We start from the raw sequence: 14,226 nt of genomic DNA, 5'->3' as shown, positions 1-14,226 counted from the left end.
GCGAGAGATGACGGATACGACCACCACCACCGAGGCGGAGACGCCGCCGACGAGACGGCAGCGTCAGGCTGCGAGCATCGCCGAGGCTGCTTCCGGCCGGATCGGATGGATGCTGCTGAAGATCCTGCTGCTCGCCGTCGTCGATGCCGTCGCGCTGTACGCGGCGTTCGTGCTCTTCACCCACCAGGAGTGGCTCGTTCTCGGCGTGGTCGTCGTGGTCGCCATCCTGGTCAACTACATCTACTTCTCGCGCAAGCGCATCGCGGCGAAGTACCTCACACCCGGCATCATCTTCCTGATCCTGTTCCAGGTGTTCACTCTCCTGTACACCGGGTACATCGGCTTCACCAACTACGGCACCGGCCACAACGGCAGCAAGGACCAGGCCGTCTCCGCCCTGATGGCCTCCGCCCAGGAGCGCGTCGAAGACTCGCCGACCTTCCCCGTCACCGTCGTCGAACAGTTCGGCACACTGGGGCTTCTCGTCACCGATCCCGACGACGGCGATGTCTCGGTCGGCACGAACGAGCAGCCGCTGCAGGAGGTCGACGGCGCGACTATGGACGGCGATCGGGCAACCGCGATCGATGGCTGGGAATCACTGACCTTCGCCCAGGTGCTCGCACGTTCCAGCGAGGTCGAGAAGCTCTCGGTCGACTTCAGCGACGACCCCAACGACGGCGCGATCCGCACTCCAGACGGCCAGAGCGGTTTCCTGTACGTCTCCACGCTCGAGTACGACGAGGCAGCGGGCTCGATGACCGACGTGCGCTCCGGCACCGTCTACAGCGACAACGGGACCGGCGCGTTCACAGCCGATGACGGTGAACAGCTGCTGCCCGGCTGGCAGATCACCGTCGGCTTCGACAACTTCGTGCGGGCGGTCACCGACAGCTCGATCCGCGGACCGCTCATCTCCGTGACGATCTGGACGTTCGCGTTCGCCCTCATCTCGGTCACCACGACCTTCTTCCTCGGCCTGCTGCTCGCCATCGTGTTCAACAACACGAAGATGCGCTTCCGCAACGGCTACCGCATCCTGCTCATCCTTCCGTACGCGTTCCCGGCCTTCCTCTCGGCACTGGTCTGGGCGGGGATGATGAACGAGAGCTTCGGCTTCCTCAACCAGGTCGTCTTCGGCGGAGCGTCCATCCCGTGGCTCACCGACCCCGGGCTGGCGAAGGTCTCCGTGCTGATCGTGAATCTGTGGCTCGGGTTCCCGTACATGTTCCTTGTCTGCATGGGCGCGCTGCAGGGCATCCCGGAGGACGTCAACGAAGCGGCTGTGATGGACGGCGCGAACCCCTGGCAGATCTTCCGGCGCATCAAGCTGCCACTGCTGCTGGTCACAGTGGCGCCGCTGCTGATCTCGTCATTCGCGTTCAACTTCAACAACTTCAATCTGATCTACATGCTCACCAAGGGCGGCCCGCGCTTCGACGACGTGTCGATCCCGGTCGGGCACACCGACATCCTGATCTCGATGGTCTACAAGGTGGCCTTCACCGGGCAGACCCGTGACTACGGGCTCGCCTCCGCGTTCACGATCCTGATCTTCATCGTGGTCGCCGCGATCTCGATCATCAGCTTCCGCAAGACCAAGGCTCTCGAGGAGTTGAACTGAGATGACAATCGCTCCCGCTCCACTCGCCCGCCGTCGTCGCCGCTCGTTCGGTGCATGGTTCGCCGACACCGGCTGGCGCCACGTCGTCGCGATCGCGGTCAGCATCTTCGCGATCTTCCCGCTGCTGTACGTGCTCTCGGCGTCGCTGAATCCGCGCGGCACACTGACCGGCTCCAACCAGCTGTTCTCCGCGATCGGCATCGACAGCTACGTGCGCATCCTCACCGACCCGCAGAATCCCTACGGGCTGTGGTTCCTGAACACTCTCGTGATCGCGCTCGTCACGGGCTTCACGACTGTGTTCATCGGCGCCTGCGCGGCGTATGCCTTCTCGCGCATGCGTTTCGCCGGACGCCGCGTCGGCCTGGTAACGATCGTCGTCGTGCAGATGTTCCCCCAGTTGCTGGCCGTGGTCGCGATCTTCCTGCTGATGACGACGCTGGGGGACTGGTTCCCTGCCATCGGGCTCAACACCCACACGGGGCTGATCCTCGTCTACCTCGGCGGCGCGCTGGGCGTGAACACCTATCTGATGTACGGCTTCTTCAACACCATCCCGAAGGAACTCGACGAGGCTGCGCGCATAGATGGCGCCGGTCATGCCCGCATCTTCTTCACGATCATCCTGCGTCTGGTCGCGCCGATCCTCGCCGTGGTCGGACTGCTGTCGTTCATCGGCACGGTCAACGAGTACGTCGTGGCGAGTGTGATCCTGATCGATCCGGAACAGCAGACTCTGGTCGTGGGACTCACCAAGCTGGTCTCCAACCCGCGCTACGCGGACTGGTCGGCGTTCTCGGCCGGCGCCGTGATGGCCGCGATCCCGGTGATGATCCTGTTCCTGTTCCTGCAGAAGTACATCGTCGGCGGCCTGACCGCCGGCGCCACGAAGGGCTGAGTCCGGCCGCGGGAGCGGGAGCTTCATCTAACTTGCCACGCATGCTACCTTGTGATGCATGACAGTGGATGTCGGTGCGCAGATGCGCAAGGGAGTGGTCGAGTACTGCGTGCTCGGGCTCCTCGGACGCGAGCCGATGTATGGCTGGCAGCTGGCTGAGGCGCTGTCCGAGGCCGGCCTGATCGCCAGCATCGGAACCCTGTATCCGCTGTTGGGACGCCTGCGCGACAACGGCTGGGTCAGCACGTTCGACCTGCCATCGGAGAGCGGTCCGGTGCGCAAGTACTACCGGCTCACTGATGCCGGCACCGCTCAGCTCGCGCGGTTCCGCGCGCAGTGGACACCCTTCGCCCGTGTCGTCACGGGACTCGTGGGAGAGGAAAATGCATGACTGAATCGGATGCCGCCAGTCAGCGAGCCGACTTCCTGGAGCGGCTGGACGTCGCGCTGCGACACGTTCCGCACGGCCTCGCGACCGAGATCCGCAGCGGGATCGCCGAGGAACTCGAAGGGCTGGATGCTGCGACTGTGTCCGAACGAATCAGGCAGCTCGGTGATCCGGACCTGATCGCCAGGGAAGCACAGAGCGAGATCCGGAGGCCGGGAGTCATCGCCGCCGAACGCAAGGTGCCGTTGTCGCACCGTCGTGGATACGCGATCGCTGCGGCGCTCGTCTTCGCGTTCGGGGGATTCGTGGTTCCGGTGGTCGGCTGGATCGTCGGGGCGGTGATGGTCGCAGACGGCAAGCTCTGGCGCCGCTGGGAGAAGATCGTCGCGATCGTTCTGCCGTTCGCCGTCGGGATACTGATCACGGTCGTGTCGTGGATCGTCGCGCTCATCTCGTCGAGGGAGTCGGAAGGTCAGGAGCACAATCCGCTCGTTCCTTCGCCGGGCGGGCTCGGGCTCTGGCACGCCGGCATCCTGCTCGCCCTCATCCTCATCCCCGCCATCGGCGGTTGGCTCCTCTGGCGGCTCCGCCGGCGCTGAAGTCTCGGCGGGGCGGGCGAGCATCCGCGCGTGTCATCGAAGGCGGATGCGCCCCGCGGTCGTACCGTAGAAGCATGGCACCGGTGGGCGGACGCAATCGGGTGATGAGCTGGATCGCCGGTGTCTTCTGCGCCGGCGTCATCGCCGCGCTCCTCTGGTTCGCGTTGCCGATGGGTCCGATGCTGGTCGATTACGTCGGCGACACCCTCCGTGCGATCGATCCTGGCGAGAGCTGAACGGCCGCCTCTGCACGCCGGTCATGCGACACGTCGGCACGCCTCCGCGGCGGCCGGCCCGCGCGGCGATAACCTCGCACTGCACATATCCGACGAGAGGCGCACCCATGAGTGACCCCGAGGTTCCCCAGCCCGAGCGGCCGAAAGACGTGAACGACGTCGTCGACAGCGCGAACGAGGGACTTGCCGACGCCGCAGCGGCGGGCGCCGAGGTTCGTGGCGAGCATGACTCCGCCGCCGAGAACGCCGTCGACCAGAACGCCGTCGATCCCGACCTCGCCGCATTCCAAGAGGCCGAGAAGTCCCACCCGGGAACGTTCGCGACTCCTGAGCTCAACGAGCAGTCCGAATCCTTCGACGGCGGAGCCGATGACCGCTTCGGCGACCGCGTCAGCAGCAACGACCGGGCCGACGGATCCGCCGCTCCGACCGGCCTCTTCGCAGCCGACCGCACCTCGACGTCGGACACGGATGTCGCACGGGAAGACTCCATCGCAGATACCGCGTACCTGCCACCGGTGGCGGATGACGCTGAGACCAGGGTCGTCCCCTCCGAGCCGGCAGTCGTCGTCGCTCCGGTCGCTCAGCAGCAGCAGCCGATCTTCGTGCAGGCACCTGAGCCCCCGCGTGACCGTGGCAACCGTGGCACCGCTGCGGGAATCGGACTGCTTGCGACGATCGTGTTCGCGGTCCTTTACCTCGGTACCGCGCTCGGTCTCGGTGCCCTCGCCGGCGACGTCACCGGTGAGAACATCGGCGAGGCCGCGCTCACGCCGCTCACGACATGGGGCTTCTGGGTTCCGGTCGTCTTCTTCTTCATCGGGTTCTGGCTGCTCGGCGCCGTCATCAACCGCGGACGTTGGGGACTCTGGGTCGTATTCGGCATCATCGTCGGGCTGTTCGCCTATGCCGGCCACATCCTCGGCCAGCTCTTCGAGGCGCCGTTCTGGCTGATCTCGACGTCGGAGGGCAACGAGCTGGTAGGCAGTCAGCTGCTCGCCCCCCTCGCGATCGCCGCGTTCGTCTTCGGCCGCGAGCTCACCATCTGGTTCGGCGCATGGGTCGCTCGCAGCGGCGCACGCAAGACCGAGCTCAACATCGAGGCTCAGCGTGAGTACGAGCGCACGCTCGAGGCCGGCCCGACCCTTCCGAGGTAATCACGGACACTTCTTCGCCTGACCCCCGCGGCCCTGAGCCTGCGGGGGTTTCGGCTGTCCTGGCGACGGCTATGACGACGATCGGATTCTTCGCGATCGCGGTGTTCGGTCTGGGTGCGTTGAGCGTGGTGACGGATGCCGACATCATCACCGTGCCCGCAACGGGACAGGCACCGGGCATCGTCGGCATGATCGTCGCCGTCGCGGTGTTCGCGGGCCTCCTGTGGCTCGCGCTGCGCTTGGCACATCCGCGTTTCCGATCGGTGTGGGCGATCTCGATCGCGACCGCGCTCGCGCACCTTCTCGCTGCGGGAACCGGCGCGATCTTCGTCTCCGGCGAGTTCATCAACGCTCTTGCGGTCATGGGCGAGCTGGTCACGGGTGGCGCGAGCATCGTGATTCTCGTGACCGCGGCGATCGCCGCCTGGGCGGGTGTAGCGCTGCGGCGCACGCACGCGAAGCGTCCTCGATGGCCCTGGGAACGCGACGATCTCGACGAGAACTGATCGTCCAGTGCGGAAATCTCCAGTGCTGACGCGTATCGCCCTATTCTGGGGAATGTGGAGCGGTCGCTAGAGACGCAGGTCGACCAGGCCGTCGAGGCCTGGCTGCGCTGGGTGCCGCGCTGGGAGCCGGCCACTCATCGCGGGCGAGTCGCCCCGTGTCGGCGTTGCCTGGGCTCGCCCATCCTCTCCGCCGCCGGAATCGGCGGGAATGTTCCGCACGGCGTACAGCACGGTCTTTCGACACGCATCAAGACGATCGTGGATCATGCCGTCGCCGAGTACACCGCTCGCAACCTGCCGATGCTGCAGTCGGAGCTCGATCAGCAGGCGGCGCGCAATCGTGCGCGCAGCTATCGTCCGTCCGAGGACCTCGAGCCGGAGTTCGAAGGGCTCCCGCTCGATCCTGATCCAGTGCCGGGCGCGCCCTTCCTCTTCACGATCGCGGGGCTCGCGGATGACGAGATCGTCGAGCTGCCCCCGCTGCCCCCGCTGACGGACGAGGCCAAAGCCGCACTCCGGCAGGAGGTCGCTCTCGCCGACGAGTACGCGAACATGGTCGGCCGCGAGATCTGCGGCATCCTGCTGCGGCACCGGCTCAACGTGCAAGCTGCCATCTCGCAGCATGTCGAGCCTCAGATCGAGGCGCTGCTCGAGGAACTGACGTCCTCCCTGGATTCGCCCTTCGACCCCGAGGCCCCGTAAGTCACGTCAGCCGCCGACGAGACCGCGTTTGCAGCACGAGACAGTGCCGCGCGCACTCGGGCTCGTGCAGCGGAGTCGGTCTCGCGCGCCGCCGCCGCCGCGGGTCGTCGCCCTGCAGCCGTGGGTTTGCTGTGAGCGCGGGCACTGGCTTGAGTGGCGGACTCTCACGAGCTATCGTTTTTCGATAGATACCGGCCGCTTATCGATAGGCAGACTGATGCAATCCCGTGTGACCGCTGTGCTGAAGACCTTGATCGCCGTGATGATCGTGCTGCTGCTGGCGAGTCAGATCCTGGTGATCCCCGAAGTGGCGCGAATCACCGCGATCCGCAATCCCGACGTCGCGCAGCTCGAGATTCCCGGCATCATCGCCGCGATCCTCTTCCTCGCGCTCGTGCAGGTCACGCTCCTGTGCGTATGGCGGTTGCTGTCGCTGGTGCGCGCCGAGCGCATCTTCAGCAACGACGCCTTCCGCTACGTCGACATCATCCTCTGGGCGCTGGCCGCGGCGGGCGCGCTCATCGCCGTCTCGTACGTCGTGATCATCGCGAGCCGGGCAGTGTCGCTCTCGCTCACCCTGCTGGCGATCCTCGGCATCGTCGTCAGCGCGGCCCTCGCGCTCCTCGTCGTCGTGCTGCGCGGACTGCTGCGCAAGGCACTCGAGCTCGAGCAGGACATGTCCGAGGTCGTCTGATGCCCATCGTCATCGATCTCGACGTGCAATTGGCGCGAAGGAAGATGAGCGTCCAGGAATTCGCGGATGCCATCGGCATCACCCCGGCGAACGTCGCGGTGCTCAAGAACGGACGAGCCAAGGCGGTGCGCTTCACCACCCTCGATGCCATCTGCCAGGTGCTCGAATGCCAGCCCGGGGACATCCTCAGGTGGATACCTGACACGGACGCCCAGTCGGAACAGGGGGAGCGATGAGCACTGCGAACGAAACGATCAGCTGGGGCGAGAGCGCCGCCAGGCATCTGCTCGACACCACGGCCTGCCCGGTCTGCGGATCCGAACATCTGACCGACGGATGCTGCCCTCGCTGCGGCGCGGATCTTCGCGGTGCCATCGGTGCCGAGCTCTGGGATGCGTCAACGGCTGCGGCCGCCGCGCTGCGGGTCCGCGAGACGTTGCTGAACCAGGTGCCGCAGTTCGTGCACGTCCCGGCGACCGCCGGTGTCGTGCTCGCAGCCGGCACCGCACCGGCACTCTCGACTCCAGGTGCTCCGCCTCCAGGCACGCCGGCGTTCCCGCAGCCCCAGTCCGTGCCGCAGCCACCGCGCAGCAGCGCCACGGTGCAGTCCGTGCTCGCGATCGCCGGGGCCGGGCTCTTCGCCATCGCGGCGCTCATCTTCACCTTCCTGAATCCCGATCTCTCCGACCGTGCCCTTCGCAGCATGGTCGTCGGGCTCGTGACCCTCGTGTTCCTCGGCGGTGCATGGCTGCTGGCCCGTCGCGGACTGCAGTTCTCCGCGGAAGCAGTCGGAGCACTCGCGCTCGTGTTCGCGGGGCTCGACGTGTACGCCTTCGCGCAACTCGGCAGCACCGACTCCGCCGTCTGGTTGCTCGCTGCTCTCGCAACGGCCGCAGCAGGTGCCGTGATGCTCGCCGCAGGTCGCTTCTCGCAGATCCGCGTATGGCAGTGGGCCGCGCTGCTCGGCATCGCCATCGTGCCGGCGATGCTCGGTTACGCCGCCGGTTCGAGCTATGCATCCGCGCTCGGACACCTCGGCTCCGCCTTCATCGCTGCCGCCCTCCTCGAGGCATCGCCTCGGGTCGCGAAGCGCTCGCTCGTCGCGCTCCAGGCGATCGCGGTGCTGAGCGCCGTACCGTTGGCCGTATTCGGTGCCTCCTCCTTCAACGGCACGGTCGTGATGATGCTCGGCATCAGCCTGGTGTTCGCGCTCATCGCCGCGCATGCCGCCCTGGCGACGAGGCACCTGCTGCGGCACTGGTGGAGTTTCGTCGCCGGAGGTGCTGCGACGGCGGCGCTCGTGCTAGCGACCACCTCTCCGGTGGCGCAGTCGGCCGGTGAGTGGCTTCCCGCGGCGCTGCCGAGTGCCGCGGCGTTCGCATTCGCCCTGGTCGCGATGGCGCCAGGGGTTCGCACGATCGTGCGCACAACGCGTGCGGCGGGCGGCATCGTGGTGGTCGCGTTGATCGGAATGCTGTCACTGCTGCACGCCGCGATGACCGTCATCGATGCGCTCTCGGATGTCGTACGCGGCACCGGGGCCACGGTGCTCGCGCAGCCATCGGACTGGGCGCCGCTGCTCGGCATGGGAGGGCTCGCCGCAGGTCTCGCATTGTTCGGCGGTCTCGCCCGCGATCGCGACGCCCGCAGCACCGCCGATGCAGGCCACGTCGCCGATGCCCCCGGGACTGCGGATGCGAGTGGGGGACGTCAGTCCCTGCGCGCATTCGGCGCAGGCACTGACGTCGTCGCGATCGGCGCTGCGGCGCTCGCCATGCTCACTCTCGCGTGCAGTTCGCTCCTGCCGCTCGCGGCGCGCCTCATCATCGTGCTCGGCGTGGCCGCCGCCACGGCGATCGCGTTGAGCCGCGCACGGCGTAAGAGCGGCAGGCCCACGCCCCACCGCATCGTCTTGATCGTCGCAGTCCACGGCGCAGTCGCGGTCGGCATCCTCATCTCGTGGCTCGATCCTCTGACTGCGCCCCTCGCCGGTCTCGGCGTGATCGCGGTGCTGGCTCTTGCGAGCAGGACGCTGCCCCGCGGGATACGTTTTCTGCACGTCGGGGTGGGATTCGCCTACGCACTCGTGTGCCTCGGCCAGGCTCTCGCGCAGACGGATCTCGGGAGCATCGCAGTGCTGTGCCTGGTGACGTCGGCCGGACTGATCGGCGCGATCGTCGTCACGTTCGTGCCGCGTGTCATGGCACGGGACTGGTATGCCGTGCTGGCCGTCACGACGGTGCCGTTCGCGGCCGGCATCGTGCAGGTGATCTTCGAGCGCAGCGGCTGGACCGCGCTCTCGACCGCGCTCATGTTCGCTCTCGCCCTGTCGCTGGTGCTGACCAGACGCCCTGGTCTCAACATCGTGCTTCGGACGCTCGCGAGCGGGATGCTGGTACCCACCGTCGCGGTCGTCGTCGTGTGCCTCGGGGCTCAGCTCCTCGCGATCAGTGCCTCGCCTGTCACGCTGCCGGTGATCGCTGCGATCGTGGCTCTCGTGCTGCCGAGCACGACGTCTATCAGAGGCGCGTTGCGCCGCAATGGCCTGCCGGCGGATGCCGCGGCTGCCGCCCGCATCGCGATCGAGGCATCGGCGCTGCTGACCGGAGCGATCGCCACGGTCCTCGCCCTGGCCAGAGAGGCCGCGGGACTCGGCACCACGTTCCTCGTGCTCGTGATTCTCGGCGTCGGCGCTGCCGCCAGTGCGGTGTTCACGCGCCGCCGGTACGGGTGGTGGGTTGCCGGCGCCGCCTTCACCGGTGCCCTGTGGTGCGTGTGGACCATGAACGGCGTCGACCTGCTCGAGGCGTATCTGCTCCCGCCCGCGTTCGCCGCGGCGGCTGTCGCCGCGGTTCTCAGCGCGCGGGGGATGGACATGCGCGGGCTCTACGCGGCCGGACTCGGTGTCGCCGTGCTGCCCAGTCTTGCGCTGCTCGTCCTCGTCGAATCGGATGCGCGCACTGCCGTGGGAGTGCCGTGGCGAGCACTCGCGCTGCTCGCGGGCGGCGCGGCGTTGCTGGGCATCGCCGCGTGGTTCGCTCGCATCGGTCGGCGTGCGAACAGGGCGCGGATGCGCACGCTCGTGCAGCCGACCCTGATCGCCGGGGGAGTCGCGGCGATCGCCGGCCCCGTGCAGGGCGTGAGGATGGGCCTCGGCGCCGATCTCGCTTTCCTGAGTGGAGCAGCGCTGTTCATCGCCTGCATCTCGGTCTCCGCGGTGGCGGCGATCATCCTGGTGTGCGCTGGACGAGGCATCCGCGCGGCAGCGCGTGCGGACTCGCCATTGCGCGCGTCCCGCTGGATGTTCGCGCCCGCCGTGCTCGCGCTCGCCGTGGGCACCTGGTTCTCGATCGAGCGTGACTGGGCGTCGATCTGGATGATGTGGACGCTGATGATCGGCATCCTCACCGTCATGCTCACCGCCGCAGTACGCGCGGAGCGCACAGCGCTGCCTCCGGTGTGGTTCCTGTTCGCCGTCGCCTTCGTGACGGCTGTGGTCGCGTGGAGTCCACGTGACCTTCGGGTGGAGTGGTTCTCGTTGCCGCTCGGCGCCGTTCTGCTGCTCGCCGGCATCCATGCGCTGCGGCGCGGACCGACACGCACCGCGGGTGGGCTGAACGCCTGGCCGGCCGGACGCCTCGGCTCCTGGCCGCTGCTCGCGCCGGGCATCGTCACGATGATGAGCGCGTCGATCGCCGCGACGTTCACCGATCCGCTGACCTGGCGCGCGATCCTCGTCATGGTGCTCGCACTCGCTGCGATCATGGTCGGAGCGGGCAGACGGCTCGCTGCACCGTTCATCCTGGGTATGATCGTGCTGCCGATCGAGAACGTGCTCGTCTTCTCGGTGCAGATCGGTCGGGGGATCGAATCGATGCCGTGGTGGATCACACTTGCCGTGATCGGAGCCGTACTGCTCATCATCGCGGTCACGTACGAGCGGCGCAGCGGGGATGCTGACACCGTGGTCGCTCGCATCCGGGACCTGCGGTGAATCGCCTCGCTTCGGGTCTCTGCGCTCCGGAGGACTGCAGCATCCGCCGTCATTTGACCGCGAACGTTACGCGGCATTACACTTGATCAGGTGTGTGCACGTCTCGGCGTGCCTGCACACGGGCTCCGATCCATATCGGTCTGCCCCCACGGCATACCCATCACACCAAAAAGCACGTCGGTTCCGGCGTGCCGGTGGGTCATGATGTGAAACCCATCACGCTGTCACCGTGCAGCATTATGAGGAGAGAACGTGCCAACCATTCAGCAGTTGGTTCGCAAGGGTCGCTCGCCCAAGGTCACCAAGACCAAGGCGCCGGCGCTCAAGTCGAACCCGCAGCAGGCCGGGGTATGCACCCGCGTCTACACCACCACCCCGAAGAAGCCGAACTCGGCGATGCGCAAGGTCGCTCGCGTGAAGCTCCGCAACGGGGCCGAGGTCACCGCCTACATCCCCGGCGAGGGCCACAACCTGCAGGAGCACTCCCTGGTGCTCGTCCGCGGCGGTCGTGTCAAGGACCTCCCCGGTGTGCGTTACAAGATCGTCCGTGGCGCCCTGGACACCCAGGCAGTCAAGAACCGTAAGCAGGCTCGTTCCCGCTACGGTGCGAAGAAGGGTTGAGTTAGATGCCTCGTAAGGGTCCCGCCCCCAAGCGCCCCGTCGTCAACGACCCGGTATACGGCGCTCCGATCGTCACCTCGCTGGTGAACAAGATCCTCGTCGACGGCAAGAAGTCGCTGGCCGAGTCGATCGTCTACGGCGCCCTCCGCGGCGTCGAGGCGAAGAACAGCCAGGATGCCGTCGCCACCCTGAAGAAGGCGCTCGACAACGTGCGCCCCACCCTCGAGGTCCGCAGCCGCCGCGTCGGTGGCTCGACCTACCAGGTCCCGGTCGAGGTCAAGCCTCACCGTGCGAACACCCTCGCGCTGCGCTGGCTCGTCAGCTACGCCAAGGGTCGTCGTGAGAAGACCATGACCGAGCGCCTCCAGAACGAGATTCTGGATGCCTCGAACGGCCTGGGCGCTGCGGTCAAGCGCCGTGAGGACACTCACAAGATGGCCGAGTCGAACCGCGCGTTCGCTCACTACCGCTGGTAAACAGCTTCGCTCGGTCAGGGGCGGCCTCCGCCCCTGACCGAGCACCCTTCACCTCGTCGCTCAGCGACATCTCGAAGATAAGGACACTCCTGTGGCACAAGACGTGCTCACCGACCTGAGCAAGGTCCGCAACATCGGCATCATGGCGCACATCGATGCCGGCAAGACCACCACCACCGAGCGCATCCTGTTCTACACGGGCGTCAACCACAAGCTCGGCGAGACGCACGATGGCGCCTCGACCACCGACTGGATGGAGCAGGAGAAGGAACGCGGCATCACGATCACGTCTGCCGCCGTGACCTGCTACTGGGACAAGAACCAGATCAACATCATCGACACCCCCGGTCACGTGGACTTCACCGTCGAGGTGGAGCGCTCGCTCCGCGTTCTCGATGGCGCGGTTGCCGTCTTCGACGGCAAGGAGGGCGTCGAGCCCCAGTCCGAGACCGTGTGGCGTCAGGCTGACAAGTACAACGTTCCGCGCATCTGCTTCGTCAACAAGATGGACAAGCTCGGCGCTGACTTCTACTTCACCGTCGACACGATCATCAACCGCCTCGGTGCGAAGCCGCTGGTCATCCAGCTGCCCATCGGTGCGGAGAACGACTTCGTCGGCGTCGTCGACCTCGTCGAGATGCGTGCACTCGTCTGGGAGGGTGACTCCAAGGGCGACGTGACCATGGGCGCCAAGTACGAGATCCAGGAGATTCCTGCTGACCTCAAGGAGAAGGCTGCCGAGTACCGTCAGCTGCTCCTCGAGACCGTCGCCGAAACGGATGACGCGCTGCTCGAGAAGTTCTTCGGAGGCGAAGAGCTCTCCGTCGCCGAGATCAAGGGCGCGATCCGCAAGCTGACCGTTGCCTCGGAGATCTACCCGGTCCTGTGCGGCTCTGCGTTCAAGAACCGCGGCGTGCAGCCGATGCTGGACGCGGTCATCGATTACCTGCCGAACCCCCTCGACGTCGGTGCCATTCAGGCGCACGACCCGAAGGACTACGACACGATCATCGAGCGCCACCCCGATGCGAACGACCCGTTCGCGGCTCTTGCATTCAAGGTCGCAGTGCACCCGTTCTTCGGTCGCCTCACCTACGTGCGCGTCTACTCGGGTCACCTCGACTCCGGCTCCGCGGTCATCAACTCGACCAAGGGCAAGAAGGAGCGCATCGGGAAGATCTTCCAGATGCACGCCAACAAGGAGATCCCTGTTCCGTCGGTCACCGCCGGAAACATCTACGCGGTCATCGGTCTGAAGGACACCACCACCGGTGACACCCTGACCGACCCGACATCTCCGGTGGTCCTCGAGTCGATGACGTTCCCTGAGCCCGTCATCGAGGTCGCTATCGAGCCGAAGACCAAGGCCGACCAGGAGAAGCTGGGTGTCGCCATCCAGAAGCTCGCTGAAGAGGACCCGACCTTCCGCACGGAGCTCAACCCCGAGACCGGTCAGACGACCATCAAGGGCATGGGCGAGCTGCACCTCGACATCCTCGTCGATCGCATGAAGCGCGAGTTCAACGTCGAGGCGAACGTCGGCAAGCCGCAGGTTGCGTACCGCGAGACGATCAAGAAGGCCGTCGAGAAGTACGACTACACGCACAAGAAGCAGACCGGTGGATCGGGTCAGTTCGCAAAGATCCAGTTCAACATCGAGCCGCTGGATCTGGATGCCGAGAAGACTTACGAGTTCGTGAACGCCGTCACCGGTGGTCGCATCCCGCGTGAGTACATCGGTTCGATCGATGCCGGTTTCCAGGACGCCATGAACGTCGGTGTTCTCGCCGGCTTCCCGATCGTGGGCGTCAAGGCGACCATCGTCGATGGTGCAGCTCACGACGTCGACTCCTCGGAGATGGCGTTCAAGATCGCTGGATCCATGGGCTTCAAGGAAGCTCTCCGTCGTGCCAACCCCGTTCTTCTCGAACCGCTCATGGCCGTTGAGGTTCGTACTCCTGAGGAGTACATGGGTGACGTCATCGGTGACCTGAACTCGCGTCGTGGTCAGATCCAGTCGATGGAAGACGCCGCGGGCGTCAAGGTCGTTCGCGCACAGGTTCCGCTGTCCGAGATGTTCGGATACATCGGCGACCTGCGCTCGAAGACCTCTGGTCGCGCGGTTTACTCGATGGAGTTCCACTCCTACGCTGAGGTCCCCAGGGCCGTGGCCGACGAGATCGTCCAGAAGACCAAGGGCGAGTAAGCCCTTTCGTCCGGGCGGTCCATGGCCGCCCGGACAACACACAACTTCACAAAGCTCTCTCTACTAAACTGAGAATCAAACCCCGTAGGGAACCGGTCACAATCCAGTGCTCGGCAATCTCTACA

Annotated in this window: 14 protein-coding genes; all 14 read left to right on the top strand. The window is 66.2% G+C overall.

Annotation, left to right across the window (positions count from 1 at the left end):
- Positions 1-7: 7 nt before the first annotated feature.
- The 14 genes from QFZ46_RS03660 (at position 8) to fusA (ending at position 14,101) form a co-directional block, all read left to right on the top strand.
- Positions 8-1,624 (top strand): ABC transporter permease subunit, encoded by a 1,617-nt coding sequence (locus QFZ46_RS03660; protein WP_307358403.1) that lies wholly within the window; start codon positions 8-10, stop codon positions 1,622-1,624.
- Position 1,625: 1 nt separating this feature from the next.
- Entirely contained in the window at positions 1,626-2,522 is an 897-nt protein-coding gene (locus tag QFZ46_RS03655) for a sugar ABC transporter permease (RefSeq protein ID WP_307358400.1), read from the top strand.
- 58 nt (positions 2,523-2,580) lie between these two features.
- Positions 2,581-2,913, top strand: coding sequence for a PadR family transcriptional regulator (locus QFZ46_RS03650; RefSeq protein WP_307358398.1), 333 nt, complete (start codon positions 2,581-2,583; stop codon positions 2,911-2,913).
- The gene (locus QFZ46_RS03645) at positions 2,910-3,509 is read left to right on the top strand and encodes an HAAS signaling domain-containing protein (RefSeq protein WP_307358396.1); all 600 of its coding nucleotides are present in this window, start codon (positions 2,910-2,912) and stop codon (positions 3,507-3,509) included. Before QFZ46_RS03650 ends, QFZ46_RS03645 begins: the two co-directional genes overlap by 4 nt.
- A 74-nt stretch (positions 3,510-3,583) precedes the next feature.
- Positions 3,584-3,745 carry a hypothetical protein gene (locus tag QFZ46_RS03640; protein WP_307358394.1) on the top strand — a complete coding sequence of 54 codons (162 nt, stop codon included), beginning with the start codon at positions 3,584-3,586 and terminating at the stop codon, positions 3,743-3,745.
- 107 nt (positions 3,746-3,852) lie between these two features.
- On the top strand, positions 3,853-4,902 hold the full coding sequence (locus QFZ46_RS03635; protein ID WP_307358393.1) for an ABC transporter: 1,050 nt from the start codon (positions 3,853-3,855) through the stop codon (positions 4,900-4,902).
- 71 nt (positions 4,903-4,973) lie between these two features.
- The gene (locus QFZ46_RS03630) at positions 4,974-5,408 is read left to right on the top strand and encodes a hypothetical protein (RefSeq protein ID WP_307358391.1); all 435 of its coding nucleotides are present in this window, start codon (positions 4,974-4,976) and stop codon (positions 5,406-5,408) included.
- 54 nt (positions 5,409-5,462) lie between these two features.
- The gene (locus tag QFZ46_RS03625; RefSeq protein ID WP_307358389.1) at positions 5,463-6,110 is read left to right on the top strand and encodes a spermidine/putrescine ABC transporter substrate-binding protein; all 648 of its coding nucleotides are present in this window, start codon (positions 5,463-5,465) and stop codon (positions 6,108-6,110) included.
- A 217-nt stretch (positions 6,111-6,327) separates the two neighbouring features.
- Positions 6,328-6,804, top strand: coding sequence for a DUF2975 domain-containing protein (locus QFZ46_RS03620; RefSeq protein WP_307358388.1), 477 nt, complete (start codon positions 6,328-6,330; stop codon positions 6,802-6,804).
- Positions 6,804-7,040: a helix-turn-helix domain-containing protein gene (locus tag QFZ46_RS03615; RefSeq protein ID WP_307358387.1), complete on the top strand. Its 237-nt coding sequence runs from the start codon at positions 6,804-6,806 to the stop codon at positions 7,038-7,040. The genes QFZ46_RS03620 and QFZ46_RS03615 overlap by 1 nt, the downstream gene beginning before the upstream one ends.
- Entirely contained in the window at positions 7,037-10,798 is a 3,762-nt protein-coding gene (locus QFZ46_RS03610) for an SCO7613 C-terminal domain-containing membrane protein (RefSeq protein ID WP_307358385.1), read from the top strand. The genes QFZ46_RS03615 and QFZ46_RS03610 overlap by 4 nt, the downstream gene beginning before the upstream one ends.
- 252 nt (positions 10,799-11,050) lie before the next feature.
- Entirely contained in the window at positions 11,051-11,419 is a 369-nt protein-coding gene (rpsL, locus tag QFZ46_RS03605) for a 30S ribosomal protein S12 (RefSeq protein ID WP_033106047.1), read from the top strand.
- A 5-nt stretch (positions 11,420-11,424) separates the two neighbouring features.
- Positions 11,425-11,895, top strand: a complete 471-nt coding sequence (rpsG, locus tag QFZ46_RS03600; protein WP_033106048.1) for a 30S ribosomal protein S7 — start codon at positions 11,425-11,427, stop codon at positions 11,893-11,895.
- Positions 11,896-11,986: 91 nt separating this feature from the next.
- Positions 11,987-14,101 (top strand): elongation factor G, encoded by a 2,115-nt coding sequence (gene fusA, locus QFZ46_RS03595; protein ID WP_307358381.1) that lies wholly within the window; start codon positions 11,987-11,989, stop codon positions 14,099-14,101.
- The last annotated feature ends 125 nt before the right edge of the window (positions 14,102-14,226 follow it).

The sequence above is a fragment of the Microbacterium murale genome (assembly GCF_030815955.1).
Lineage (GTDB): Bacteria > Actinomycetota > Actinomycetes > Actinomycetales > Microbacteriaceae > Microbacterium > Microbacterium murale_A.
Note: the sequence above shows the minus strand (reverse complement) of the source record. Positions and strands in the feature narration are given on the sequence as shown.

Excerpts from the sequence above, each read along its gene's own strand:
- QFZ46_RS03660 (WP_307358403.1), top strand. The coding sequence starts at position 8 with ATGACGGATACGACCACCACCACCGAGGCGGAGACGCCGCCGACGAGA.
- QFZ46_RS03655 (WP_307358400.1), top strand. The coding sequence starts at position 1,626 with ATGACAATCGCTCCCGCTCCACTCGCCCGCCGTCGTCGCCGCTCGTTC.
- QFZ46_RS03620 (WP_307358388.1), top strand. The coding sequence starts at position 6,328 with ATGCAATCCCGTGTGACCGCTGTGCTGAAGACCTTGATCGCCGTGATG.
- QFZ46_RS03635 (WP_307358393.1), top strand. The coding sequence starts at position 3,853 with ATGAGTGACCCCGAGGTTCCCCAGCCCGAGCGGCCGAAAGACGTGAAC.
- QFZ46_RS03610 (WP_307358385.1), top strand. The coding sequence starts at position 7,037 with ATGAGCACTGCGAACGAAACGATCAGCTGGGGCGAGAGCGCCGCCAGG.
- QFZ46_RS03615 (WP_307358387.1), top strand. The coding sequence starts at position 6,804 with ATGCCCATCGTCATCGATCTCGACGTGCAATTGGCGCGAAGGAAGATG.
- QFZ46_RS03645 (WP_307358396.1), top strand. The coding sequence starts at position 2,910 with ATGACTGAATCGGATGCCGCCAGTCAGCGAGCCGACTTCCTGGAGCGG.
- QFZ46_RS03650 (WP_307358398.1), top strand. The coding sequence starts at position 2,581 with ATGACAGTGGATGTCGGTGCGCAGATGCGCAAGGGAGTGGTCGAGTAC.
- rpsG (WP_033106048.1), top strand. The coding sequence starts at position 11,425 with ATGCCTCGTAAGGGTCCCGCCCCCAAGCGCCCCGTCGTCAACGACCCG.
- QFZ46_RS03630 (WP_307358391.1), top strand. The coding sequence starts at position 4,974 with ATGACGACGATCGGATTCTTCGCGATCGCGGTGTTCGGTCTGGGTGCG.
- QFZ46_RS03640 (WP_307358394.1), top strand. The coding sequence starts at position 3,584 with ATGGCACCGGTGGGCGGACGCAATCGGGTGATGAGCTGGATCGCCGGT.